This window comes from Cupriavidus sp. GW822-FHT06G04 (assembly GCF_058799075.1).
In genome coordinates this window covers 216,266-240,321 of sequence record NZ_JBXALD010000007.1, presented here as the reverse complement: position 1 = coordinate 240,321, position 24,056 = coordinate 216,266, and the positions used below count along the sequence as shown (strand labels likewise).

The following is a 24,056-nucleotide window of genomic DNA, read 5'->3' as shown; positions in this document are numbered from 1 at the left end:
TTGAGTATGTGTTACGCGCATCTGCCGGCGGGCGGCAGGAATCACATCATCCGCGCGGCACCAAGCTGGGCGGCGGCCATCAATTTGCGCGTATACGGATGCTGCGGCGCACCAAGCACCGTTTCGGTTTCGCCCGATTCCACCACTTCACCGTTTTTCATCACGATCACGCGGTGCGCCATCGCCCGAATCACCGCCAGGTCGTGGCTGATGAACAGATAGCTGAGGTTGTACTTGTGCTGAAGTTGCGACAGCAATGCCAGAACCTGCTGCTGGATCGATACATCGAGCGCCGACGTGGGCTCGTCGAGCACCAACACCTGCGGCTTGAGGATCAACACGCGGGCGATGGCGATCCGCTGGCGCTGCCCGCCGGAAAACTCGTGCGGATAACGTCCCAGCGCCGTGCGGTCGAGCCCGACTTCACGCAGCGCCTCGATGACACGCTCCCGCATCGCTTCTGGCGACAGCCCGGGCTGGTGCAGCGCCAAGCCCTCGCCCACGATCTGCTCGATCGTCATGCGCGGCGATAACGATCCGAACGGATCCTGGAACACCACCTGCATGCGCGAGCGCAGCGAACTACGTTCCTTTTGCGTGCACGCATCGAAACTGCGCCCGAGAAACTGGATCGCCCCACTGCTCTTGCGTTGCAGCGCCAATACCGCGTGCGCAAGCGTGGTCTTGCCCGATCCGGACTCCCCGACGATGCCCAGCGTTTCGCCCTCGCGCAGTTGCAGCGTGACATCCTTCACCGCGGCAAACGCTTCCTTCAGGAACCAGCCGGCAAACCCGGAGCGCTTCTTGTGATAGTTGACGCAGAGTGCGTCGGTTTCCAGAAGCACAGGCGCCAGCGGCACCAGCGGCAGGACTTCGCGCCTGGGATGGCTGTCGATCAGCTTGCGCGTGTACGGGTGGTGCGGATTGGCGAAAACCTCGGCGGTCTCGCCGGTCTCGACCAGCACACCCTTTTCCATCACGCCCACCCGCTGCGCAAACGCACGAACCATATTCAGGTCGTGCGTGATCAACATCACGGCCATGCCGAATTCCGCCTGGAGGCTGCGCAGCAGATCCAGGATCTGGGCGCGGATGGTGACGTCCAGCGCTGTGGTCGGCTCGTCGGCGAGCAACAGCTTCGGGCGACAGGCCAGCGCCATGGCGATCATGGCGCGCTGACGCTGCCCGCCCGACAACTGGTGGGGAAAACTGTTGAAACGGTTGGCCGCATCGCTGATGCCCGTGCGCTCGAGCAGCGCAATGGCACGCTCGCGAGCCGCGCGCCGATCCAACCCCTCATGCAGCGCAAGGGTTTCCACGATCTGGTTACCGATCGTGTACAGCGGATTGAGCGCCGTCATCGGCTCCTGGAAAATCATCGCGATTTCCGATCCGCGGATCCGGCGCACTTCGCGATCGCTCACCTGTAGCAGGTCCTTGCCCTCGAACCGGATCGCGCCTTGATAGGTGGCATCCTCCACCAGCCGCAGCATGGCCAGCGCCGTGACGGTCTTGCCCGAGCCCGATTCACCCACCAGCGCATATCGCTCGCCAGCGCGCAGGTCGAAACTCACGTCGCGCACCGCGCGCGTCGCGCTCTCGCCTTCGCCAAACGTCACGGACAGATGGTCCACGCACATCAGCAGCGTACCGGGCGCGGGCGGCGCGACCGGATGCAGCGGATCGAAAATCGGCGTCACCGCGCTCATGGCGTCACCTCCGCGGCGCTGCCGGCAGGTACTTTCGGCTCTACCCGGCCGCGCAACTGCGCGAGACCCAGGCGGGTGTCAAAAGCATCGCGCAGCGCGTCACCCATGAAGGTCAGCAGTAACAGCGTGATCACCAGCACCGCAAAGGTCGACAGCGAAATCCACCAGGCATCGAGGTTTCCCTTGCCCTGCGCCAGCAGTTCGCCCAGGCTGGGCGTGGTCGGCGGCACGCCCAGACCGAGGAAATCGAGGCTTGTCAGTGCCAGGATCGCGGCGCTCATGCGGAACGGCAGGAAGGTGATGACCGGCGTCAGGCTATTGGGCAGAATATGGCGCCACATGATCTGGACATTCGACAAACCCAGCGCGCGCGCCGATTTGACATAGTCGAGCGAGCGGTTGCGATAGAACTCGGCACGCACGTAGTCTGACAATCCCATCCAGCCGAACAGCGACAGCAGGATGATCAGCAACGCCAGGCTCGGTTCGAAGATCGACGCGAAAATGATCAGCAGATACAGCTCGGGCATCGAACTCCATATCTCGATGGCGCGCTGCGAGAACAGATCGAAACGGCCGCCGAAGAATCCCATCAGCGCGCCGGTGAGCGTGCCAATCAATACGCCGATAATCGTCAGCGCCATGCCAAACAGCACGGAAACGCGGAAACCATACAGCAGCCGCGCCAGGACGTCGCGCCCGCGGTCGTCGGTGCCGAGCCAGTTGTCGGCGGACGGCGGCGCGGGATTTGGTTCCTTCGCGAAATAGTTGATCGAATCGTAGGAATAACGATTCGGCGGGAACACCGCGAAGTTGCCGTGCGTGGTAATTCGGTCGCGAATATAGGGATCGAGATAATCGGCCGGCGTGGCGAAATCCCCGTCGAACGTGGTTTCCGGATAGACCTTGACGATCGGGAAGTAGTACTCGCCCTTGTAGCGCACCACCAGCGGGCGATCGCTGGACAGCACTTCGGCCGCCAGACTCAGCAGGAAAATCACCACAAACAGGATCAGGCTCCAATAGCCAAGCCGGTTGCGGCGGAAACGCTGCCAGGCGCGCTGGCGCGGCGAAAGCGAATGTGGCAGGGCTTTGCTGCCGGCGACACTTGCGGTACGCAATTTCATCGGTGCATCCCTTCGAAATGGATGCGAGGATCCACCATTACGTAGCAGACATCCGAAATGAGCCGCGTCACAAGCCCGATCAGCGTGAACAGGTACAGGGTGCCGAGTACCACGGGATAATCGCGGCGCAGCACCGCTTCATACGAAAGCAGGCCCAGGCCATCCAGCGAGAACAGCGTCTCGATCAGCAGCGACCCCGTGAAGAACGCGCCAATGAACGCCGCCGGAAATCCGGTCACGAGCGGAATCAGCGCATTGCGAAACACGTGTTTCCAGAGCACGCGCCGTTCCGACAGGCCCTTGGCGCGCGCGGTCAGCACGTACTGCTTGCGGATTTCCTCCAGAAACGCGTTCTTGGTCAACATCGTCACCACGGCGAAACTGCCCACCACCGACGCGGTGATCGGCAGCACAAGGTGCCACAGGTAATCCATTACCTTACCCATCAGCGAAAGCTGGTCCCAGTCGTCCGAAGTCAGCCCGCGCAGCGGAAACCACTGCACGAACGTGCCGCCGCCAAACAGCACCAGCAGCAGCACGCCGAGCACAAAGCCCGGGATCGCGTAGCCCACCAGCACGATCAAGCTGCTGATCACGTCAAACCGGCTGCCGGCGCGGATTGCCTTCGATATGCCGAGCGGCACCGATATCAGGTAGGTCAGGAAAAATGTCCAGAGCCCCAGGCTGATCGAAACCGGCATCTTGGACTTCACCAGCTCCCACACACTGCGGTGCTGGAAATAGCTCTGGCCCAGATCAAATCGCGCAAAGCGCTTGAGCATCATGAAGTAACGTTCGATGGGCGGTTTGTCGAAGCCATAGAGCGCCTGGATCTCCTTGATCTTGTCCGGATCCACGCCCCGCCGGCCGCGATATTCCGCGCCCCCGCCACTGGCTTCACCGCTCGCGCCGCGCCCTTTCATTTCAAGCATCATCTGCTCGACCGGGCCGCCCGGCACAAACTGGATCACGACAAACGTGAGCGTGATGACGCCGATCAGCGTCGGGATCATCAGCAGGATTCGCTTGAGCAGATAGGCAAACATTGGCCGTCCGTTGTATGGATGTCTGGATTACCGGGTCTTCGGCGCGAGGTCGTTGCGCCACCAGTTGGAAAGGATCCAGCCCTCCGCGGTGTAGTAGTACGGCAGGCGCGTCGGATAGGACAGCTCCTTGCGATACGCCACACGGTGAAATGCGCTGTACCAGTTCGGTACGATGTAATAGCCGTGCATCAGCACGCGGTCCAGCGCGCGACCGGCGGTCACCAGTTCCTCGCGCGATTCGGCATGCAGCACGTCGTCGACGAGTTTGTCCACCGCCTTCGATTTCAGGCCAAACAGGTTGTCCGATCCGGGCGTGCCGGCCGCCTCCGTGGAAAAGCGGTCGCGCAGTTCATTGCCGGGGCTTTGCGAATCGGGAAAGCGTATCGACACCATGTCGAAATCGAAATCCTCCAGCCGCTTCTGATACAGCGCGAAATCGGTGGTGCGCTGATGCACCTCGATGCCGAGCTTTTCCAGGTTGCGCACGTAGGCGGTGATGACCCGGCTCATCGCGCCGCCATCGTCGAGGAACTCGAACACCATCGGCTCGCGCTTGGCGTTGCGCAGCGCACCGTCCTCGTAGGTCCACCCCGCCTGCGCCAGCAGACGGCGCGCCTCGCGCAGGTTGTCGCGCAGCGAGCGCGGCGCATTGGTGGTTGGCTGCACCACATCGGGGCCGAACACCTCCGGCGGCAGATCGGCGCGCAGCGGCTCCAACAGTTGCAGTTCGCCCGGACCAGGCTTGCCGTCGAAGGTGGTACTGGCGGCCAGTTCGCTATTCGAGAACCAGCTGTCGAGCCGCTTGTATGCGCCGTAGAACAACTGCCGGTTGAGCCATTCGAAATCGAGCGCGAGAATCAGGGCCTTGCGCACGCGCACGTCCTGGAACATCGGCTTGCGCATGTTCATCACAAAGCCCTGCATGCCGGCGCCGTTGCGATGGGGAAACTCGGTCTTGATCAGTTCGCCATTGCCGAAGCGCGTGCCGACATAACTCTTGGCCCAGTTTTTCGAGCGATATTCGACAATCGCGTCGAATTCGCCGGCCTTGAAGGCCTCGAGCTTGGCGGTCTCGTCCTTGTACAGACGGTAGACCACCCGACCGAAATTGAACGTGCCACGCCGCACCGCGAGCTTCTTGCCCCAGTAGTTCGGATCGCGCTGGAACACGATGCCGCGACCGGCATCGTAGCGTTCGATCTTGTACGGACCGCTGGTGATCGGCGCCTCGAACGTCAGCTTCTCGAATGGCACCTCGGCGGTCCACTTCTTCGAGAACACCGGGAGCGAGCCGACGATCAGCGGCAATTCGGCATTCCGTTGCTTGAAATCAAATCGCACCGTGCGCTCGCCGGTCACCACCACGCCTTTGACGTCGGTGCACATGCTGCGATAGCCCGGGCTTGCAGACTTGCTCATCAGCATGTCGTAGGAATATTTGACGTCCGACGCGAGTACGGGATCGCCATTGACGAAGCGCGCCTCGGGCCGGATATGGAACGTGACCGACAACCCGTCGGGTGCCAGCGTGACGTCGTCGGCCAGCAACCCATACGCACTGGCGGACTCGTCGGCGCTGCCGATCAGCAGCGATTCGAACATCAGTTGCGTCAACCCCGGCGCCGAGGTGCCCTTGAGCGTAAACGGATTGAATTTATCGAAGCTGGTACGCCGGTCCGGATTGGCCAGCGTCAGCGTGCCGCCTTGCGGTGCGTTGGGATTGACGTAATCGAAGTGGGCAAAATCCGGCTGATACTTGAGATCGCCATGCAGCGCGAAACCATGCGCGGCGTTGGCCGCTACGGGAAAACCCGCAGCCAGCACCATCGATAGTGCCAACCCACTTTGCACGACCGCGCGACGACAGAAGCACTGCCCTGCCGCCCAAAGCGGCCAACGTGCATGAATCAGCATCCGGTTGCAGACCTCCACAATGCCCGAGACAGCCCGGCGGCTTGTGGCCGGGCGAAGTTGTGCGACAATTTTACATGGGTTCGGGCGGCGACCAGCCATCCGGACATTCCTCTACGCGGCGCAATTCCCAGCGGGTGACATTCCCCGCCGTGCACCGGACACGGGCCTGTGCACGAAACATGCCCGTCCTCACTATCATCTTGGAGAACTTATGGGATTTCTGGCAGGTAAGCGGATCCTGATCACGGGCTTGCTTTCGAACCGTTCGATCGCCTACGGCATTGCCTCGGCCTGCAAGCGCGAAGGCGCGGAACTGGCCTTCACGTACGTGGGCGAACGCTTCAAGGACCGCATCACGGACTTCGCCAAGGAATTCGGCTCCGACATGGTTTTTGAATGCGACGTCAGCAGCGACGAACAGATCGCCGCCACCTTCGCCGCTCTGGGGCAACGCTGGGAAAAATTCGACGGCTTGGTGCATTCGATCGGCTTTGCGCCGCGCGAGGCGATCGCCGGCGATTTCCTGGAAGGCCTGTCGCGCGAAGGTTTCCGCATCGCGCACGACATCTCGGCCTACAGCTTCCCCGCACTGGCCAAGGCCGCGCTGCCGCTGCTCAACGACAAGGCGTCGCTGCTGACGCTGACGTACCTGGGCGCGGAACGCGTGGTGCCGAACTACAACACGATGGGCCTGGCCAAGGCGTCGCTGGAAGCCAGCGTGCGCTACCTGGCCTCGGCGGTCGGCCCGAAGGGCATTCGCGCCAACGGCATCTCGGCCGGTCCGATCAAGACGCTGGCCGCGTCCGGCATCAAGGACTTCGGCAAGCTGCTCAAGCACTTCGAAGACGTAGCGCCGATGCGCCGCAACGTGACGATCGACGAGGTCGGCAACGTGGCCGCTTTCCTGCTGTCCGACCTGGCCAGCGGCGTGACTGGGGAAATTACCTACGTCGACGGCGGCTACAACATCGTCGGCACGGCGGTCGAGGAGTAAGGCCGCACGGCCGCCATCCGGGAGGCCGCGCCTGCTCGGATCGCCAGAGCGCCCCGCCCGGGGCGCTTTTTTCATGCCCGCGCCACGGTCTCGATCACGGCCACCGCGCGCGCCGCCGCCGGGGAAAGCGTGCGCTGCGCCAGCCGCACGATTGCAAACTGCATGGTGATGTCCGGCAGCTCTGGAATGTCGAGCGCGACCAGCGTGCCCGCCCGCAGTTCTTCGCGCACCGCCCGCGCCGGCGCCAGCAACAGCGCGTCGGCATGGCGCACGAGATGCGTCAGCGCCCGGAAATCGTTGCTTTCGACCTGAAACGGCACGTCCTCGCCCGGTTTGCAGCGAAACAGCTTGCGCACCCGCTCGTGCGTCTCTGGCGGAAACACCACCGACACCAGGGCCGATTCGCGCAGCGCGGCAAGGCCCACCGGGCCAAGCGTCAGTGGATGCCCGGCACGCGCGAACACCCCGCCCGGGTCGGGCGGCAGGCGCACGGTTTCCAGTTCGGCGGCCGTCGGCGCCGTGCTGTGCTCGATCACCACGAAGTCGACTGCCTCCCGATACAGCGCCTGCAGCAACGCGCCGGGGTGGCTGACCTCGGTGCCGATCCGCAGCTTGGGCCATTGGCGGTGCAACTGGCTCAACAGCTCGGGCAGCAGGATCGCCGCCGGAAACGCGCCGAGCCCGATCTGCACGCTGCCGATCTCATGCTGCCGGACCAGCGTCAGGTCGCGCTCCAGACATCCGGACTCGAACAGCACGCGACGCGCACGCTCGGTCACCATGCGGCCCACCGCGGTCAGCGTCACGCCGCGCGCACCACGGTCGAACAGCGCCACGCCGGCTTCGTCTTCGAGCGCCTGGATGCTGCGCGTCAGCGCAGGCTGGCTCAGGTGCACGCGCCGCGCAGCCGCTGCCATCGATCCTTCTTCCGCAACCGCCACCAGGTGTTCCAATCGCTTCAGATTCATATATGCGTCGTCTGCATTGTTGCGATACGTATTTTGCAATTGAATTATAGATCCGGCGCGCATCCAATAGACGCCTCGTCTATCACCAAAATCTGAATTCCATGCGTATTGCCGCTTCCGCCTTGATGGCCGCCGCCACCGTGACGATGACCGCCGCATTGGCCGGCCCCCAACCAGCGTCCCCGCTTACCGAACAATCGAACGCGGCATGGCTGAACAAGCTGCCGTTCGCCGACCGCGCCGATTTCGAGGACGCGCGGCGCGGGCTGGTGGCGCGCTTCCCGCAACGGACGATCACGACGGCGGACGGCAGGGTCGTATGGGATTTCCAGGCCTATGCCTTCGAGTCCGCGGCCTCCGCGCCGAATACCGTGAATCCGAGCCTGTGGCGGCTGGCGCAGCTCAACAACGAAGCCGGGCTGTTCAAGGTGACAGATCGCGTCTATCAGATTCGCGGCGCCGACCTCGCCAACATGAACATCATCGAAGGCGACAGCGGCCTCATCATCATCGATACGCTGCTGACCGCCGAAACCGCGCGCGCCGCGCTCGATCTCTATTACGCGCACCGACCGCGCAAACCCGTGGTCGCAGTCATCTATACCCATAGCCACGCCGATCACTTCGGCGGCGTGCGCGGCATCGTCGACGAAGCGGACGTAAAGAGCGGCAAGGTCGATATCCTTGCCCCGCAGGGCTTCATGGAGGAAGCGGTCAGCGAAAACGTGCTGGCCGGCAACGCCATGAGCCGCCGCGCGCAATACATGTATGGCACGCAGTTGCCGAAGAGTGCGTCGGGCCAGGTCGATACCGGCCTCGGCAAGGCCACGGCCCGCGGCACGATGACGTTGCTGGCGCCGACCTCGCTGATCACCAAGGCGATCGAGACGCGCCGCATTGATGGCGTAGATTTCGAATTCCAGCTCACGCCGGGCACCGAGGCGCCCGCGGAGATGAACATCTATCTGCCGCAATTCCGCACGCTGTGCATGGCCGAAAATGCCGTACGCACGCAGCACAACCTGCTGACGCTGCGCGGTGCGCAGGTGCGCGACGCCAAGGCGTGGTCGTATTTCATCGCGCAATCGCTGCTGCGCTACGGCGAGCGCACCGATGTGCTGATCGGCCAGCACCACTGGCCCACGTGGGGACGCGCGCGCATCGTCGAAATGCTGTCCGACCAGCGCGACATGTACGCCTATCTGAACGACCAGACGCTGCGGCTGCTGAACCAGGGTTTCACGCCGCTGGAGATCGCCGATCAGTTGAAAACACTGCCACAGCCGCTGGCCAGCAAATGGTATGCGCGCGATTACTACGGATCGGTCAGCCACAACGTGCGCGCGGTCTATCAGCGCTATCTGGGCTTCTATGACGGCAATCCCGCGCACCTGAACCCGCTGCCGCCGGAGCAGTCCGCCAAAAAGACCATCGAATGGATGGGCGGCGCCGATGCCGTGCTGGCAAAGCTGCGCGACGCATACGCCCGCGGCGAATATCGGTGGGTCAGCCAGATCGGCAACGAGCTGGTTTTTGCCGATCCATCCAACGCCGCGGCGCGTGCGCTGCAGGCCGACGCGCTGGAACAGCTTGGCTACCAGAGCGAAAACTCCACGTGGCGCAATATCTATCTGACCGGCGCGCAGGAATTGCGCGATGGCGTGGCGAAGCCCACGTTCGCCGCCACCAGTTCGTCCGATCTGGTGCGCGCCTTGACTGTGCCGAACTTCTTCGACTTTCTGGCCGTACGCCTGAATGCCGACAAGGCCGCCGGCAAAACCATGACGCTGAACTGGCAGTTCACGGACCTGGGGCAGCGCTATGCGATGACGCTGCGTAACAGTGCGCTGACATATGTTTCAGAAGCCCAGCACGCGCAACCCACCGCCACGGTCATGCTGACCAAGGCCACTCTGGACCAGATCAGCCTGAAGCAGCTGACGCTGCCGCAAGCCATGCAGTCCGGTGCGATCCGGATCGACGGCAACCCGCAGGCGGTGGCAGGCTTGTTCGGCATGCTCGACACATTCAGTTCGAATTTCAATTTGGTGACGCCGCACGGCTACCAGCCTTGACGAGCCGCCGGGGGAGACAACATTCATGAGCGACACAAGCTTCGACTACATCATCATCGGCGCCGGATCGGCTGGCTGCGCGCTGGCGGGACGGCTGGCCGACCAGCCCGGCGTGACAGTGGCCCTGCTCGAAGCGGGCCCCGACGATCACCATCCCACCGTCTGGACGCCGCTTGCCATCGCCCGCACCGTGCCGCGGCCCGGCCCGCGCAACTATGGGTTTCGCACCGTGCCGCAGGCCGGACTCAATGGCCGCGAGTCGTACCAGCCGCGCGGGCGTGGCCTGGGCGGCAGTTCGTCGATCAACGCGATGCTCTACATCCGCGGCCATCGCAGCGATTACGACCGCTGGGCCGCGCTCGGCTGCGAAGGCTGGGGATACGACGACGTACTGCCCTACTTCCGCCGCAGCGAATGCAACCAGCGCAACGCGGGGCGCGACGACCTCTGGCATGGCGGCAGCGGCCCGCTGCATGTCAGCGACCTGCGCACGCCGAATCCGTTCTCGCAGCGCTTCGTGCGCGCTGCCGCGCAGGCCGGCGTGCCGCTCAACGATGACTTCAATGGCGCGGAACAGGAAGGCGTCGGCCTGTTCCAGACCACCCAGTTCAATGGCGAACGCTGGAACGCGGCGCGCGCCTATCTGCATCGCGGCAATCGCGGCGACCTGACCCACAACGGCGGGCGCAAGAACCTCACCGTGATGGTCGATACGCAGGCGCTGCGCGTGGTGTTCGACGGCAAGCGCGCAACCGGCGTGCAGGCGGTGCGCGGCGGTCAGACCGTGACGCTGCGCGCGCGCCGCGAAATCATCGTCAGCGGCGGCGCGTTCCATTCTCCGCAATTGCTGATGGCTTCCGGGATCGGCCCGACCGCGCACCTGCGCGATCTCGGCATCGACATCGTGCACGATCTGCCCGGCGTGGGAGAAAACCTGCAGGATCACCTCGACGTCATCATCGGCAAACCGGTGCATTCGTGGCACCTGTATGGCTATTCGCTACGCGGCGTGGCGCGCATGGCCGGCGAAGTGATGCGCTACCGCTTGCGCCGGACCGGCATGCTGGCGTCGCCGGTGGCCGAAGCGGGCGCCTTCGTCAAGACCCGCCCCGGGCTTGACGCACCGGACTTGCAACTGCATTTCGCCCCGGCGCTGCTGGGCAACACCAACGTGCTGCGCAAGGGTCGGCCCGGTCACGGCTATTCTTGCCACGCGTGCGTATTACGTCCGGAAAGCCGGGGCACGGTGCGACTGCGCTCGGCCGACATGCGCGATGCACCGCTGATCGATCCACGCTTCCTGTCGGCGCCTGCGGACCTCGACGGCATGGTCGCCGGCGTGAAGCTGATGCGCCGGATCTTCGCCCAGTCCGCACTGGCAGAAGCCGGCGGCACGGATCCGCTGGCGGCGCTGCTGGGCGATGGCGAAGGCGACGACGCGGCGATCCGCGACTTCATCCGCGAACATGCCGATACGATTTACCACCCGGTGGGCACCTGCAAAATGGGAAGCGACGACATGGCGGTGGTGGATCCGCAACTGCGCGTGCGGGGCGTGGAAGCGTTGCGCGTGGTCGATGCGTCGATCATGCCGACGCTGATCGGCGGCAACACCAATGCGCCGACGATCATGATCGCCGAACGCGCGGCCGATCTGCTGCGCGCGCGAAACTGACGGGCGTTGCGCCTGCGCCGGTTTGTCGTCACAGGAGTGCGCACGCGCGGCGCACCAGGATCTGGCCCGCCCTAGAGGATTCGAACCTCTGACCGCTCGCTTAGAAGGCGAGTGCTCTATCCAACTGAGCTAAGGGCGGCGTGTGCTGGACTTGCCGTTGCGGCAAGGCCAGCATTCTACCCCAGCATGCCTGCCGGGGCACTCCGCAGGGAATGACTTCAGGACGATTCGCGTTCGCGCACACGGGGCCGGCGCGGCATGCCGACGGCTTCGGTTGTGTCGACCGACGATACGCAGTTGCGGCCCATCAATTTGGCATCGTAAAGCGCGCGATCGGCCCGGCGCATGACATCGTCGGCGTTTTCGCCGAAACGGCGCTCGGCCATGCCGATACTGACGGTGTAGGCGATCGCGTCCGGTTCCGACGGACATGGCGTGGAACGGACCAGTGCGCTTAGTTTCATGCTGATGGCGCGCCCAGTTTCCAACGGCGTGCCCGGCATGACGATGGCGAATTCCTCACCGCCCAGCCGACCGATCACGGCGCGCTCGGGAGCCGCCTTGCGCAGCAGTCCGGCAAAATGGCGCAACACGCTGTCGCCAGCGAGATGACCGTAGAGATCGTTGATCGCCTTGAAATGGTCGAGGTCGATGAAGGCGACGCTGAAGACCGTGCGTTGGCGTTCGGCTCCCTTGCAGGCAGCTTCGAGTTCCTCCCAGAACGCGCCCCGCGAAAGCACGTCGGTCAGGTCGTCGTGGCGCGCGCGCCGCTCGATGATTCGGCGCAGCCGGTCATGTGCCATCAAGGCAAAACTGACCGACAACCCAACCACGCCAAATACGAACCAGACCGTCATGCCGGCCCGCTCGTCGGGCTGCATCCACGGGTGGTGACCGAACAGCGTCGACCATGCGGCGGACGTCTGCGCCCCGGCCAGCGCGGTACACGCCAGCGCCACGAGGATCAGCGACAGCACCGCGAGTCGCCCGGTGCCGCGCTTGGCCGGCAGGCGCGGCACGGCGGCGCGGATGATGTCCAGCAGCAACATCATCTGGATCAACGCCGCGGCCAGCGCCAGGGCCTGCGTCAGTTCCGGTGCCGCAGCGGCACCGGGCACGCCCATTTCGCCGGCCAGTTGCAGCCCCACCGCCAGCAAGCCAGGCAGATTAAGCGCGGCCAGTACGATGCCGCGCCCGCGCTTGCCAGCGAAGTGTCGCGTGCCGTAGGCCATCATCGACAATCCCGCCGTCAGCGCCACCCCTGGCAACGACGCCAGCGGCCACTGCGGCCGGTACGCCTGCGCAGCTAGCAGCACCACCGCGAGGGTGACCACGAGGTCGCCGAGCGCCCACGATGTGAGCCCGCTGCGTTCCATTCCCGTGGACCGCCGCAACACGGCACAGACGATCGCCATCTGCAGCGCGAACAAGCCTGCGATCAGCACTACCACCTGCGACTGAAACATCTTTATTCCCGTTCACAAAGGCGCTGCCAGTGCTCCGCACGGCACTGGCGCCGCCTTCAGATTGCGGCTTGCGAACAGCCGTCCTTTTTTGTTGCCGCATCCCGGTTGCCCGAATGCTCCGTGCACGCACGGCTGGCTGGGCTCAGGCACGACTCAGGCTGCCCGCGTCGCAAGCGGGGCCGGTGTGCCATTGTTGTGATAGTCGGGAGCAGGTCCGGGTGAATACTGCAAACTTGGCGCGAAGCGCCGATCGGACCTTTGCGGTGTGCGGATTATGTCAGCGCGACGTACCAAGTCAAGCCAATTGCTATCCCGCCTGAAGCGGGGGGTCGCCACTGCGTCTGCCACGCCACTTCGCCGCCGCGCACATTATCTTCACTTCGCAATTGACCTTTGCGCCCGCATCGCGATAGAATCGCCGGCTTCGGAGCGTAGCGCAGCCTGGTAGCGCATCTGATTTGGGATCAGAGGGTCGTAGGTTCGAATCCTATCGCTCCGACCATATTTGCAAGCTGTTTTAGGTAGCCGGATCAAGGGCTTACGTTGAAAGACGTGAGCCCTTTTTTCTTTTGGAATCTGCGCCGGCCGGATTTATGCGGATGGAAAATGTCAAAACCGCACGCCGATTTTCAGATTTGGCCGGTGCAATATGGCGCCGGCATTTATCTCTCGGCGAAGACATCCCCTTACGCGACGCTTGCGCCACCTTTGCTCGATTTTTAGCGACGTTCCCACGGCGCTTTTCCGCCGATTCGGCGCCGCCGCCTGTCGCGCGCCGCACATCGACATGACAGGACGGCGACATCGGCACATTTGCGGCGTCGTGTGGTTTTGCCGCGCGCAACGGCGCAAAGCTGGCGGCGCGCCTGCGCGCGCCGGGCGGGCATGATATAATCCCGCGTCAGTTTGGGGCTGTCTGAGCATGCCCTGTAACCGGGTAAGCGCCGCTGCGGCTGCTGAAAACCGATTGTTCAGCGCTGGAATCATCGGCGTCTCGAGCGCACCGGAACCCCGGAAACACCTTGCCCGCCCGTCCCCGTGATGCAACCGGACGCGCAGCTTCACACGCGACCGCAAGCGGCAAGGCAATCGTCTGGGTCATCCGCGCCCCTCCACGATTTACCTGATGCGCCTGGCAGGTTCCGATCCGCCACGCCTGTCACCTTGCCTCCGGCATGGCCCGCGCGGTTGCCGCTTATGCGGCGACGCCTGTGCCCGCCCGGCCAGCCGAAGGTCAACCGAAGCGCCCACAGGATATTGACTAACTCATGCAGCCTTCGGGGCTGTCAAAAGGAAAACAGATTGGCTAAGGAAGAACTCATCGAATTTGGCGGCGTGGTGTCGGAAGCCCTTCCCGACAACCGTTATCGCGTCACGCTGGAAAACGGCGTGGAAATCTGGGCATATGCCTCCGGCAAGATGCAGAAGCACCGCATCCGTATTCTGGCCGGCGATCGCGTCACCCTTGAAATGTCGCCCTACGACCTGACCAAGGGCCGCATCAATTTCCGCCACAAGTCCTGAGTTAGCGCCTTTTGGGCGATGCACCGCTGTCATGCGGATGACATTGCCAATGCCGACACTGACGGGCTATCCATGGGTTGCACCCATTGGATAGCCCGTTTTGTTTTCTGACGCTTCGCCTTGCGACGGCCGTCACACGTCACCATACTCAAGGCTCGACGAAGCCCCCTGCCCCGACATGAATCTGATTCTGTGGCGCCATGCCGAAGCCGAAGACCTGCCCGACGCCCTCAGCATCTCGCGCAGCGCCGATCTGCAGCGCCCCCTCACGCGCCGCGGCCGCAAGCAGGCCGACGCCACCGCAGCGTGGTTGCGCGGGCACCTGCCCGCCGACTATCGCGTGGTTTGCAGCCCCGCGCTGCGCACGCGCGAAACGGCAGCGGCTTTGTCGGGGCACGCTGAAATACTCGACGACCTCGCGCCGGGCGCCGACGTGGGCGCGGTACTTGCCGCGATCGACTGGCCGCAGGGCCACGAACACACCGTGGTGGTCGGTCATCAGCCCTGGATCGGCCGGCTGGCCAGCCTGCTGATGGCGGGCCATGAAATGAACTGGAGCGTGAAAAAAAGCGGCATCTGGTGGCTGGCCGCCCGCACGCGCGAAAGCGAAGCACAGGTAGTGCTGCGCGCCGTCATCCAGCCCGATTTGTTCTGATTCGATTTTCCGCTCCGCCACAACCTCGCTCGCGGGTTCGCTGATTTTCGAGCAATCGATACGCATCGATGTCTTTCGACGAAAAACGATAGCAAGTGACGCAAACGGGACTGATTATAAGAATTCCTGCGTGCGAAACCGATATGACCGTCACGGAATCGTCACTATCGTTTCACTGCGCTGTCACCCGGCCTCACTACATTGTTTCGAAGCCGTTTCGTCACCGAAAGGACACACACTGATGCGAGACCTTCCGACGCCTACCCAGCCGCTCTTCGACTCCTTGCCCACTGGCCTTTCCGGTCAGTCGGCGCGGAGGCGTCTTCCTCGTCAGCAACGACAAACCGAAGCACAAGTTACGGCGCCTGCTTTCAGCGTGGCGTGGGCACGTCATCAAGACGAAGTAGCTGAAGCGCAGCGTCTGCGCTACAAGGTGTTCGCCGAAGAAATGGGCGCTCGCCTGCAATCGTCGGTGGCCGACACCGACGTCGACATGTTCGACGCCTACTGCGACCACCTGATCGTGCGCGACCAGGAAACGCTCAAGGTGGTGGGCACCTACCGCGTGCTGCCGCCGCATCAGGCCAAGCGCATCGGCTGCCTGTATGCCGAGTCCGAGTTCGACCTGGTGCGCCTGGCGCATCTGCGCCCGAAGATGCTGGAATTGGGCCGTTCGTGCGTCCACCGCGACTACCGCTCGGGCAGCGTGATCATGGCGCTGTGGGGCGGACTGGGCGAATATCTGCAACGCTACAATCTCGAATCGATGCTGGGCTGCGCCAGCGTGCCGATGAGCGACGGCGGCCACTATGCGGCGAGCCTGTATCGGCAGTTTGCGGAAAAATCGCTGGCGCCGATCGAATATCACGCGTTTCCGCGCGTGCCGTTACCGGTGGAAGACCTGAACCAGACGCTCGACGTCGAACCGCCGGCGCTGATCAAGGGTTACCTGCGGCTCGGCGCGAAGATCTGCGGCCTGCCGGCCTGGGATCCTGACTTCAACGTGGCGGACTTCCTCACGCTGCTGCGCGTGCGCGACATGAATCCACGCTACGCACGGCACTTCCTGGGGCTGAACCGCTAAGCGCCATCGGCCAAAAGAAAAAGGCGGCTTCCGCTCGGAAGTCGCCTTTTTCTTTTCTGGCGCCGAAAGACGGCGCCATCACCATGCTCAGACGTAAACCACCTTATAGCGCTTGCCCACGCGTTCCCACTCGTCGGCTTCCTGCGCCAGGCTGTATTCGACCAACGGATTGACGTCGATCCAGCTCTTCGGCAGCCGCACCTCGAAGCCTTCGTGGAGCTCGTCGGAACGTTGCCGGACGTGGATCTCGGGCAATTTCATGTCGCCACGCCGACGGCACAGCACGAACGCCAGCCGCAAGCTGAACAGCATGCGCCAGTCGACAAACTTGCCGCTGCCGGACAGTTTGCCGAGCTTGCCGGCATGGCCGAGCAACAGCGTTGCCAGACGCGCCTGATCGGTCTTCGAAAAACCCGGCATGTCCGCGTGCGTGGCAATGTAGGCCGAATGCTTGTGGTAGCCGCTGTGCGAAATCGACATGCCGATCTCGTGCAGGCTGGCGGCCCAGCCCAGCAGCGCCAGATTGTCCTCGCGACGTTCGTTGCGCGGCTCGGGGAACTGCGCCAGCAGGTCGCGCGCTGCCTGCCCCACGCGCGTCGCCTGGGGCCGATCCACGCCATAGCGGCGCATGAACTGGTCGACCGTGACGGTGCGCATGTCTTCGTGATGGCTGCGGCCAAGCAGGTCGTAGAGCACACCCAGCCGCAGCGCGCCATCGGTGACGTCCATCCGGTCGATATCGAGTTCGGCGAACACGCCGAGCATGATCGACAGCCCGCCAGGTAGCACCGGAATACGGTCCGCCTTCAAACCGGCCAGCTTCACGCGGTTGGTGTTCTCGGCCTTGATCAGCGCGCGTTTGAGCCGTTCCAGGCCCTCGCGCGTGATGCCGTGCTCGCCCGGGTTGTCGTTCATGCCGTTCAGCTCGATCAGCTCGGCCAGCGCGCGCGCCGTGCCCGACGATCCCACCGCCTGTTGCCAGCCGGCCGCCTTGTACTGGCGCACCAGCACCTGGATCTCGCGGCGCGCGGCCAGTTCGGCCTGCTTCATCGCGTATTCGTCGACGTTACCGCTCGGGAAAAAATGGCGGCTATGGGATACGCAGCCGATATAAAGGCTTTCCATCAGCTTCGACTGATATCCGCTGCCAATGATGAATTCAGTAGAACCGCCGCCGATATCGACCACCAGCCGATTGCCCTGGCACGCCGGCGCATCGTGCGACGCACCGAGATAAATCAACCGCGCCTCTTCGCGCCCGGCGATGACTTCGATCGGAAACCCGAGCGCCGCTTCCGCCTCGATCAGGAAATCCGACGCATTCTTGGCGACGCGCAGCGTGTTGGTGGCCACCGCGCGCACCTGTTCGGGCGTAAAGTCGCGCAGGCGGTCGCCAAAGCGGCGCAGCGCGTCGACGCCGCGGCGGCGCGCCGGCTGATCCAGGTATTTGTCGGGCGTCAGGCCGGCAGCCAGCCGCACGGGCTCGCGCAGCGCGTCCACCTGGAAGATCTGACTGGCCGGACCCGAGGCCGTGGGCGTTTCATCCACCCGCCCGATCATCAGGCGGAAGCTGTTGGAGCCCATGTCGACGGCGGCCAGCAAGCGGGGATTTTGTGTCATTGCGTTCGTGTTACGCGGCATAGGCCCATTGCGGGGCCAAACTTGGAAGAATATGTCTCTGTCATGTCCGCTTCATGACAAAATCAAAGTGTCATCAAACTGACACGATTCTATGAAAAAGTCGCCACATCGCCAAAACAAGGTCATAGACATGTCGACGACGCCGCCCGGCACGCTGTTGAATCGCGAACTGGGCATTCTGGAATTCAACACGCGCGTACTCGCGCAAGCCGCCGACCCGAATGTACCGCTGCTGGAAAGGCTGAAGTTCATCTGCATCGTATCCAGCAACCTGGATGAGTTCTTCGAAATCCGCATGGCCGGGCTCAAGGAACAGATGCGCGACAACGCATCGGGCCTGACGCCCGACGGCCTCTCGTTCCAGCAGACCTACCAGCTTGTCACAGAGCGCACGCAGCGGCTCGTGGCCTCGCAGTATGACATGCTGCAGAACGTGATTTTCCCGGCGTTGGAAAAAGAAGGCGTGTTCTTTCACCTGACCGGCACCTGGAGCGACGGCCAGCGCGAATGGGCGCGCGATTTCTTCGTGCGCGAGCTCGGCCCGGTGCTGACGCCGATTGCGCTGGACCCCGCACATCCGTTTCCGCGCGTCCTCAACAAGAGCCTGAATTTTGTGATCGAACTCTCGGGCAAGGATGCATTCGGCCGCGAGGCGGACCTGGCGATCGTGCAGGCGCCGCGCGCGCTGCCGCGGGTGGTCCGCATGCCCGAGGAACTGTCCGGTTATCCCTACGGCTTCGTGATGCTGTCGTCGTTCATGCAGGCCTTCGTGCATGAACTGTTCCCCGCCATCCAGGTGCAAGGCTGCTACCAGTTCCGCGTGACGCGCAATTCGGACCTGTTCGTCTCGGAAGACGACATCACCGATCTGCGCGAAGCGCTGCAGGGCGAGCTGCCGACGCGGCATTTCGGCGACATGGTGCGACTCGAGGTGTCGTCCGACACGCCGCCGGCTCTGGCGCGCCGGCTGCTGCTGGAATCGGGCTTGACTGAGCACGATCTATACCGCGTCAGCGGTCCGGTGAATCTGGTGCGCCTGATGCAGATTCCCGATCTGGTGGACCGCCCCACCCTCAAGTACCCGCCGCATGTGCCAGCCGTGGTCAAGGCATTCCCGCCGGGTAGCAACATGTTCGACGTGATCCGCCAGCGCGACGTGCTGCTGCATCACCCGTACGAAAGCTTTGCATCGGTGCTCGACCTGCTGCAGGCGGCCGCCAACGATCCGAACGTGGTGGCGATCAAGCAGACCGTGTACCGGACTGGCAACGAATCGGCGGTGATGGAAGCGCTGATGACGGCCGCCCGCAACGGCAAGGAAGTGACGGTAGTGGTGGAGCTGTTGGCGCGCTTCGACGAGGAAACCAACATCAACTGGGCCGAACGCCTGGAATCGGCGGGCGCGCATGTGGTGTACGGCGTGGTCGGCCACAAGTGCCACGCCAAGATGCTGCTGATCGTGCGGCGCGAGGCGGCCGGGCCGAAGGTCAAGCAGGCGATCCTGCGCCGCTACGCGCATCTGGGCACCGGCAACTACCATCCGCGCACCGCGCGCCTGTACACGGACTTCGGCCTGCTGACGTCCAACGAGAAGGTTTGCGAGGACGTGCATCACGTGTTCCAGCTGCTCACCGGGACGGCGGGCACAATCCGGCTGAACCATCTGTGGCAGTCGCCGTTCACGATGCACAGCAATCTGGTCGAGCATATCCGCGCCGAGGCGCGCAACGCGCGGGCCGGCAAGCGTGCACGCATCATCGCCAAGATGAACGCGCTGCTGGAACCGACGATCATCGACGAGTTGTACAAGGCGTCGCGCGCCGGCGTAAAGATCGACCTGATCGTGCGCGGCGTCTGCGCGCTGCGCGCGGGCGTGCCGGGGCTGTCGGAAAACATCTCGGTACGCTCGATCGTCGGACGCTTTCTCGAACACCATCGCGTGTATTACTTCCGCGCCGATGGCGACGACGTGCTCTATCTTTCCAGCGCCGACTGGATGGACCGCAATCTCTTCCGGCGCGTGGAAGTCGCGTTCCCGATTCTCGACCGCAATCTCAAGGCGCGCGTGATCAAGGAAGGTCTTCAGGTCCATCTGCGTGACAACGCCTCGGCCTGGGTCATGGAGCCGAACGGCGAATACGTGCGCAAGCCGTCGCGAGCCAAGGTGCAGCGCGTGAGCCAGCAGGAACTGCTGCTGAAGTTCGGGACTTGAAGCCGCGCCGCGCGCCCTGCCGCTGCGAGCCGCGTCCTGTGACGCGGCTCTTTTACTTTGGGCCGGGCGCTGAAAATAAACGGGGAAAGGGAAAGAGGGAAAGAGTGAAAGAGGGAAACAGGCGGCGCGCTGGCACGCCGCCGCCCGTGCATCAGGCGGCGTGGCGCGATGCGTCGTCGGGTTGAGGCAAGCGTGGCTGGGCGCCGTCGGTATCGTAACCGCTGCGATCCACCGGGAAGACGATGCGGAACGTACTGCCGCGACCCACTTCGCTTGTGACGCGCAGTTCCGCATGGTGGCGCGATAGCACGTGCTTGACGATGGCAAGACCCAGGCCCGTGCCGCCGGTATCGCGCGAGCGGCTGCGATCGACACGATAGAACCGCTCGGTCAGGCGCGGAATATGCTCGGGCGCGATGCCCAACCCCGTATCGCTGACCGAAAACACGGAATGACCGTCGGTGAAGGTCATGCGAATCGCGATGCGGCCGCCGTCGGGTGTGTAGCGCACCGCGTTGGAAACCAGATTGCCAAGCGCCGACAGCAGTTCGTTTTCGGCGCCGCGCAACACAACCGCCGTATCGATTTCGGCCTGGATCTCGTGACGGCCTTGCGACAGCGCCTGCGCGTCGTGCACCAGATGCGCGGCCAGCCCGGCCACGTCGACGCGCTCGTGCGACGGCGGTTGCGCATCGCTTTCGAGCTTGGCGAGGGCCAGCAGGTCTTCGACGATATGCTGCATGCGCATCGATTGCACCAACATCATGTCCAGATAACGCAGGCGATCTTCCTCCGAGACCGGCAGGTCGCGCACGGTTTCAAGAAAGCCCGTCAGCACGGTCAGCGGCGTCTTCAATTCGTGCGACACATTGGCGACGAAATCGCGGCGCATCGCTTCGGTGTTCTCGAGCTTGGTGATGTCCTGCGTGAGCACGAGCTTGCGGTTTTCGCCGTAGGGCAGGATTTGCACCGACGTGATGTTGCGCTTGTGCTCGCCCATGTCGCGCATGATCAGTGGTTCGTCGTAGCGCTCGCGCGTCAGGTAGTGCACGAATTCCGGCCGGCGGATCAGATGCGTGATGCGCTGGCGCACATCGCGCCGCGCGTTCAGCCCGAAATGCTGCTCGGCCACGCCGTTGCACCATTCGATCTGGTCGGCGTCGTCGAGCATCAGCACGCCATAGGGCGACGCCTGGATCGCCTGGATGAAGCGCGTGTGCTGCTGCTCCACCTGCAGCACCTGGGTGCGCCAGCGCTTGACCAGCCGGTGCAGCCGGTAATACACCTCGCCCCACAGGCCCAGCGCGCTGGGGATTTCTCCATATGCCGGCGCGTCCAGCACGTGCCACAGCCGGTTAATCTGGAACAGGTAATAGCCAAGCAGCAGGAACAGCGAAATACAAAGGAACAGCAGGCCGGTGACCGGGCCGGCAACGGCGTACAGTCCAGCGGCGATCACCACCAGACTGACAAGGATGGCCGCGGAGCGGGCCCAGATGACGTTCATGCGAGGGGAAGAAGTTCAGACGACGGTCGCAGTGCGACGAAGTTTGCCACGAAAACGGGCATAACGCGGCCCCGGCACGATTCCATCATCGGCCGGCGCGACCCTCGCGGCACCGCTGCCGGCCGCGCCGTTCAGTGGCTCGGTGCGCGCGCCAGGCGATAGCCGCTGCCGCGAACCGTTTCGATCATGTTGCTATAACCGCCAGGCGTCAGTGCGGCGCGCAGGCGCTTGATATGGACGTCGACCGTGCGCTCTTCCACGAAGACGTGATCGCCCCATACCTGGTCCAGCAATTGTGACCGGCTATGCACGCGCTCCGGATGGGTCATCAGGAAATGCAGCAGACGGAACTCGGTCGGGCCGAGATCGAGCTTGATCGGCCCGCCCTCGTCCTGGCCGGTCACGCGATGCGTGGCCGGATCCAGCCGCAGGCCGTTGATCGCCACCACGTCGTCGGTCAGCTGCGGCGCGCGGCGGCGCAGCACGGCCTTGATACGCGCGAGCAGTTCCTTGGGCGAAAACGGCTTGGTGACGTAATCGTCGGCGCCAGCCTCCAGCCCCATCACCGTGTCCTGTTCTTCGCTGCGCGCGGTCAGCATGATGATCGGGATCTGCTTGGTGCGATCGTTGGTACGCAGTTCCTTGGCGAAGGTCGCGCCCGATTTGCCCGGGAGCATCCAGTCCAGCAGCACCAGGTCGGGCAACACATCGCTCATCAGCGACAGCGCCTGCTCGGCGTTGTAGGCGCGAATCGGATAGTGTCCCGCGTGCTGTAGATTGACGGCAATGAGTTCGGCAATCGCCGGTTCGTCTTCGACAACGAGAATACTGCTTGGCATGTATTGGTTCTCCGCTATTCAGTCCGGCGCGTTATCAGCTTAACGCTTCGCGCTCCATGTCTTCGCGTGAGGCATGACGGACGTCGGTGCCCTTCACGATGTAAATGATGAATTCTGCAATATTCTTCGCGTGATCGCCGATCCGTTCGACGGCCTTGGCAATGAACAGGAAATCCAGCGCGACCGAGATCGTACGCGGATCTTCCATCATGTACGTGATCAGCTTGCGCACGAACGCGCGGAATTCATCGTCGATCGCCTTGTCGTCCTTGACGATGCGCGCCGCGGCCACGGTATCGAGCCGTGCGAACGCGTCCAGCGCCTGGCGCAGCAGCGTGATGGCCATTTCGCCGGACAGCTTTACTTCGGCGTAATTGATGTTGTGGGCGGCCGCGTCTTCCATGATGTGCTTGGTCCGCTTGGCAACCTTTTCCGCTTCGTCGCCGGCGCGCTCGAGGTTCGTGATCGTCTTCGAGATCGCCATCACCAGGCGCAGATCGCGCGCGGTGGGCTGGCGGCGCGCGATGATGTTGCCGCAGTCCGCATCGATCTCCACTTCCAGCGCGTTGAGCTGCTGCTCGCGCGTGATGACCTGATCGGCCAGATCGGCATCGAAGTCCGCCAGCGCGCGCATGGCCAGTTCGATCTGCGATTCCACCAGGCCGCCCATCTGCAGCAGCTTGGTGTTGATCGCGTTGAGGTCGGCGTCGAACTGGGTCGACAGGTGCTTGTCAGTCATGGGTTTCTCCTGGCCGCTTTCCGTATGCTAGGCGTGGATGGTGAAGTCCTGCAATACAACTGCGCTCAACCGAAACGGCCGGTGATGTAGTCTTCGGTTTCCTTGCGATGCGGCTTGATGAAGATTTTCTCGGTCTCGCCGAACTCGATCAGCTCGCCCAGGTACATGTAGGCGGTGTAGTCCGAGCAGCGCGCCGCCTGCTGCATGTTATGCGTCACGATCACCACCGTGTACTCGTCCTTGAGTTCGGCGATCAGTTCCTCGATGCGGCCCGTCGAAATCGGGTCCAGCGCCGAGCAGGGTTCGTCCAGCAGCAGCACTTCGGGGCGAATGGCGATGCCGCGGGCGATGCACAGCCGCTGCTGCTGTCCGCCGGACAGGCCGTAGCCAGACTGATGCAGTTTGTCCTTGGCTTCGTTCCACAGCGCCGCCTTGGACAGCGCCCACTCCACGCGATCGTCCATCTCCGAGCGCGACAGCTTCTCGAACAGGCGCACGCCGAAAGCGATATTGTCGTAGATCGACATCGGGAACGGCGTCGGCTTCTGGAACACCATGCCGACCTTCGCGCGCAGCAGCGAAATGTCCTGCTTGCTGGTCAGCAGGTTCTCGCCATCCATGTTGATTTCGCCCTCGGCGCGTTGCTCCGGGTACAGCGCAAACATCTTGTTGAAGGTGCGCAGCAGCGTCGACTTGCCGCAACCCGACGGGCCGATGAACGCCGTGACCTTGCGGTCCGGGATCGACATGTTGATGTTCTTCAGCGCGTGGAACTGGTTGTAGTAGAAGTTCAGGTTGCGCACGTCGATCTTGGCGCGCACGGTGTCGGGAATATCGATGACGGTAGAGGTCATGCTGATGTCTCGCTTGAATTCGTTGGT

At 63.5% G+C, this 24,056-nt stretch carries 18 protein-coding genes and 2 tRNA genes; 8 read left to right on the top strand and 12 right to left on the bottom strand.

Annotation, left to right across the window (positions count from 1 at the left end; translation table 11 throughout):
- Positions 1–41 precede the first annotated feature (41 nt).
- The 4 genes from AC1RKI_RS17675 to AC1RKI_RS17660 are packed head-to-tail and all read right to left on the bottom strand — an operon-like array spanning position 42 to position 5,796.
- Complete coding sequence (locus AC1RKI_RS17675; protein WP_150981060.1) at positions 42–1,709, bottom strand: ABC transporter ATP-binding protein; 1,668 nt, start codon at positions 1,707–1,709, stop codon at positions 42–44.
- Entirely contained in the window at positions 1,706–2,836 is a 1,131-nt protein-coding gene (locus AC1RKI_RS17670) for an ABC transporter permease (RefSeq protein ID WP_227459227.1), read from the bottom strand. The genes AC1RKI_RS17675 and AC1RKI_RS17670 overlap by 4 nt, the downstream gene beginning before the upstream one ends.
- Entirely contained in the window at positions 2,833–3,882 is a 1,050-nt protein-coding gene (locus AC1RKI_RS17665) for a microcin C ABC transporter permease YejB (RefSeq protein WP_061959270.1), read from the bottom strand. The genes AC1RKI_RS17670 and AC1RKI_RS17665 overlap by 4 nt, the downstream gene beginning before the upstream one ends.
- A 27-nt stretch (positions 3,883–3,909) precedes the next feature.
- A complete protein-coding gene (locus AC1RKI_RS17660; protein ID WP_227459226.1) occupies positions 3,910–5,796 on the bottom strand; it encodes an extracellular solute-binding protein in 1,887 nt (628 codons plus the stop codon).
- A 211-nt stretch (positions 5,797–6,007) separates the two neighbouring features.
- Between AC1RKI_RS17660 and fabI the strand changes: the two genes are divergently transcribed.
- A complete protein-coding gene (gene fabI, locus AC1RKI_RS17655) occupies positions 6,008–6,790 on the top strand; it encodes an enoyl-ACP reductase FabI (RefSeq protein WP_061959268.1) in 783 nt (260 codons plus the stop codon).
- Between the two features lie 71 nt (positions 6,791–6,861).
- Here fabI and AC1RKI_RS17650 read toward each other — a convergent pair whose 3' ends face one another.
- A complete protein-coding gene (locus tag AC1RKI_RS17650; protein WP_492795035.1) occupies positions 6,862–7,758 on the bottom strand; it encodes a LysR family transcriptional regulator in 897 nt (298 codons plus the stop codon).
- A 101-nt stretch (positions 7,759–7,859) separates the two neighbouring features.
- Here AC1RKI_RS17650 and AC1RKI_RS17645 point away from each other — a divergent pair, with 101 nt between their 5' ends.
- Together AC1RKI_RS17645 and AC1RKI_RS17640 are read left to right on the top strand one after the other, a co-directional pair.
- Entirely contained in the window at positions 7,860–9,833 is a 1,974-nt protein-coding gene (locus AC1RKI_RS17645) for an alkyl/aryl-sulfatase (protein ID WP_341249457.1), read from the top strand.
- Between the two features lie 25 nt (positions 9,834–9,858).
- Positions 9,859–11,508 (top strand): GMC family oxidoreductase, encoded by a 1,650-nt coding sequence (locus AC1RKI_RS17640; protein WP_492795033.1) that lies wholly within the window; start codon positions 9,859–9,861, stop codon positions 11,506–11,508.
- A gap of 62 nt (positions 11,509–11,570) precedes the next feature.
- Here AC1RKI_RS17640 and AC1RKI_RS17635 read toward each other — a convergent pair.
- Both AC1RKI_RS17635 and AC1RKI_RS17630 read right to left on the bottom strand, forming a co-directional pair.
- Positions 11,571–11,647, bottom strand: a tRNA-Arg gene (locus AC1RKI_RS17635).
- A gap of 79 nt (positions 11,648–11,726) precedes the next feature.
- Positions 11,727–12,974, bottom strand: coding sequence for a GGDEF domain-containing protein (locus tag AC1RKI_RS17630; protein ID WP_492795031.1), 1,248 nt, complete (start codon positions 12,972–12,974; stop codon positions 11,727–11,729).
- A 425-nt stretch (positions 12,975–13,399) separates the two neighbouring features.
- On the opposite strand from AC1RKI_RS17630, the gene AC1RKI_RS17625 reads away from it, so the two are divergent.
- The 4 genes from AC1RKI_RS17625 (at position 13,400) to AC1RKI_RS17610 (ending at position 16,237) form a co-directional block, all read left to right on the top strand.
- Positions 13,400–13,476: transfer RNA gene (locus AC1RKI_RS17625), tRNA-Pro, on the top strand.
- A gap of 800 nt (positions 13,477–14,276) precedes the next feature.
- Entirely contained in the window at positions 14,277–14,498 is a 222-nt protein-coding gene (gene infA, locus AC1RKI_RS17620) for a translation initiation factor IF-1 (RefSeq protein WP_008641674.1), read from the top strand.
- 178 nt (positions 14,499–14,676) lie between these two features.
- Positions 14,677–15,153: a SixA phosphatase family protein gene (locus AC1RKI_RS17615; protein ID WP_150981067.1), complete on the top strand. Its 477-nt coding sequence runs from the start codon at positions 14,677–14,679 to the stop codon at positions 15,151–15,153.
- A gap of 241 nt (positions 15,154–15,394) precedes the next feature.
- Positions 15,395–16,237, top strand: a complete 843-nt coding sequence (locus AC1RKI_RS17610; protein ID WP_084004202.1) for a GNAT family N-acetyltransferase — start codon at positions 15,395–15,397, stop codon at positions 16,235–16,237.
- Between the two features lie 87 nt (positions 16,238–16,324).
- On the opposite strand, the gene ppx is transcribed toward AC1RKI_RS17610, so the two are convergent.
- Positions 16,325–17,857, bottom strand: coding sequence for an exopolyphosphatase (gene ppx, locus AC1RKI_RS17605; RefSeq protein WP_061959278.1), 1,533 nt, complete (start codon positions 17,855–17,857; stop codon positions 16,325–16,327).
- Positions 17,858–17,969: 112 nt separating this feature from the next.
- Between ppx and ppk1 the strand changes: the two genes are divergently transcribed.
- Positions 17,970–20,090 carry a polyphosphate kinase 1 gene (gene ppk1 / locus AC1RKI_RS17600; RefSeq protein ID WP_084004201.1) on the top strand — a complete coding sequence of 707 codons (2,121 nt, stop codon included), beginning with the start codon at positions 17,970–17,972 and terminating at the stop codon, positions 20,088–20,090.
- A gap of 151 nt (positions 20,091–20,241) precedes the next feature.
- Here the strand turns inward: ppk1 and phoR are convergent, their stop codons facing one another.
- The 4 genes from phoR to pstB all read right to left on the bottom strand — a co-directional run bounded on the left by phoR (position 20,242) and on the right by pstB (position 24,029).
- A complete protein-coding gene (gene phoR, locus AC1RKI_RS17595; protein ID WP_492795027.1) occupies positions 20,242–21,597 on the bottom strand; it encodes a phosphate regulon sensor histidine kinase PhoR in 1,356 nt (451 codons plus the stop codon).
- A gap of 131 nt (positions 21,598–21,728) precedes the next feature.
- Positions 21,729–22,436 (bottom strand): phosphate regulon transcriptional regulator PhoB, encoded by a 708-nt coding sequence (gene phoB, locus AC1RKI_RS17590; protein ID WP_492795025.1) that lies wholly within the window; start codon positions 22,434–22,436, stop codon positions 21,729–21,731.
- Positions 22,437–22,470: 34 nt separating this feature from the next.
- Positions 22,471–23,175 (bottom strand): phosphate signaling complex protein PhoU, encoded by a 705-nt coding sequence (gene phoU / locus AC1RKI_RS17585; RefSeq protein ID WP_061959260.1) that lies wholly within the window; start codon positions 23,173–23,175, stop codon positions 22,471–22,473.
- A 65-nt stretch (positions 23,176–23,240) separates the two neighbouring features.
- Complete coding sequence (gene pstB, locus AC1RKI_RS17580; RefSeq protein WP_061959259.1) at positions 23,241–24,029, bottom strand: phosphate ABC transporter ATP-binding protein PstB; 789 nt, start codon at positions 24,027–24,029, stop codon at positions 23,241–23,243.
- Positions 24,030–24,056 lie beyond the last annotated feature (27 nt).

What these genes read in the sequence shown, in the direction of transcription:
- AC1RKI_RS17665 (WP_061959270.1), bottom strand. Translation starts at nt 3,882, where the DNA reads ATGTTTGCCTATCTGCTCAAGCGAATCCTGCTGATGATCCCGACGCTG.
- phoU (WP_061959260.1), bottom strand. Translation starts at nt 23,175, where the DNA reads ATGACTGACAAGCACCTGTCGACCCAGTTCGACGCCGACCTCAACGCG.
- AC1RKI_RS17670 (WP_227459227.1), bottom strand. Translation starts at nt 2,836, where the DNA reads ATGAAATTGCGTACCGCAAGTGTCGCCGGCAGCAAAGCCCTGCCACAT.
- AC1RKI_RS17660 (WP_227459226.1), bottom strand. Translation starts at nt 5,796, where the DNA reads ATGCTGATTCATGCACGTTGGCCGCTTTGGGCGGCAGGGCAGTGCTTC.
- AC1RKI_RS17675 (WP_150981060.1), bottom strand. Translation starts at nt 1,709, where the DNA reads ATGAGCGCGGTGACGCCGATTTTCGATCCGCTGCATCCGGTCGCGCCG.
- pstB (WP_061959259.1), bottom strand. Translation starts at nt 24,029, where the DNA reads ATGACCTCTACCGTCATCGATATTCCCGACACCGTGCGCGCCAAGATC.
- AC1RKI_RS17615 (WP_150981067.1), top strand. Translation starts at nt 14,677, where the DNA reads ATGAATCTGATTCTGTGGCGCCATGCCGAAGCCGAAGACCTGCCCGAC.
- ppk1 (WP_084004201.1), top strand. Translation starts at nt 17,970, where the DNA reads ATGAAAAAGTCGCCACATCGCCAAAACAAGGTCATAGACATGTCGACG.
- phoR (WP_492795027.1), bottom strand. Translation starts at nt 21,597, where the DNA reads ATGAACGTCATCTGGGCCCGCTCCGCGGCCATCCTTGTCAGTCTGGTG.
- fabI (WP_061959268.1), top strand. Translation starts at nt 6,008, where the DNA reads ATGGGATTTCTGGCAGGTAAGCGGATCCTGATCACGGGCTTGCTTTCG.
- AC1RKI_RS17630 (WP_492795031.1), bottom strand. Translation starts at nt 12,974, where the DNA reads ATGTTTCAGTCGCAGGTGGTAGTGCTGATCGCAGGCTTGTTCGCGCTG.
- ppx (WP_061959278.1), bottom strand. Translation starts at nt 17,857, where the DNA reads ATGACACAAAATCCCCGCTTGCTGGCCGCCGTCGACATGGGCTCCAAC.
- AC1RKI_RS17645 (WP_341249457.1), top strand. Translation starts at nt 7,860, where the DNA reads ATGCGTATTGCCGCTTCCGCCTTGATGGCCGCCGCCACCGTGACGATG.
- AC1RKI_RS17640 (WP_492795033.1), top strand. Translation starts at nt 9,859, where the DNA reads ATGAGCGACACAAGCTTCGACTACATCATCATCGGCGCCGGATCGGCT.
- phoB (WP_492795025.1), bottom strand. Translation starts at nt 22,436, where the DNA reads ATGCCAAGCAGTATTCTCGTTGTCGAAGACGAACCGGCGATTGCCGAA.
- AC1RKI_RS17650 (WP_492795035.1), bottom strand. Translation starts at nt 7,758, where the DNA reads ATGAATCTGAAGCGATTGGAACACCTGGTGGCGGTTGCGGAAGAAGGA.
- AC1RKI_RS17610 (WP_084004202.1), top strand. Translation starts at nt 15,395, where the DNA reads ATGCGAGACCTTCCGACGCCTACCCAGCCGCTCTTCGACTCCTTGCCC.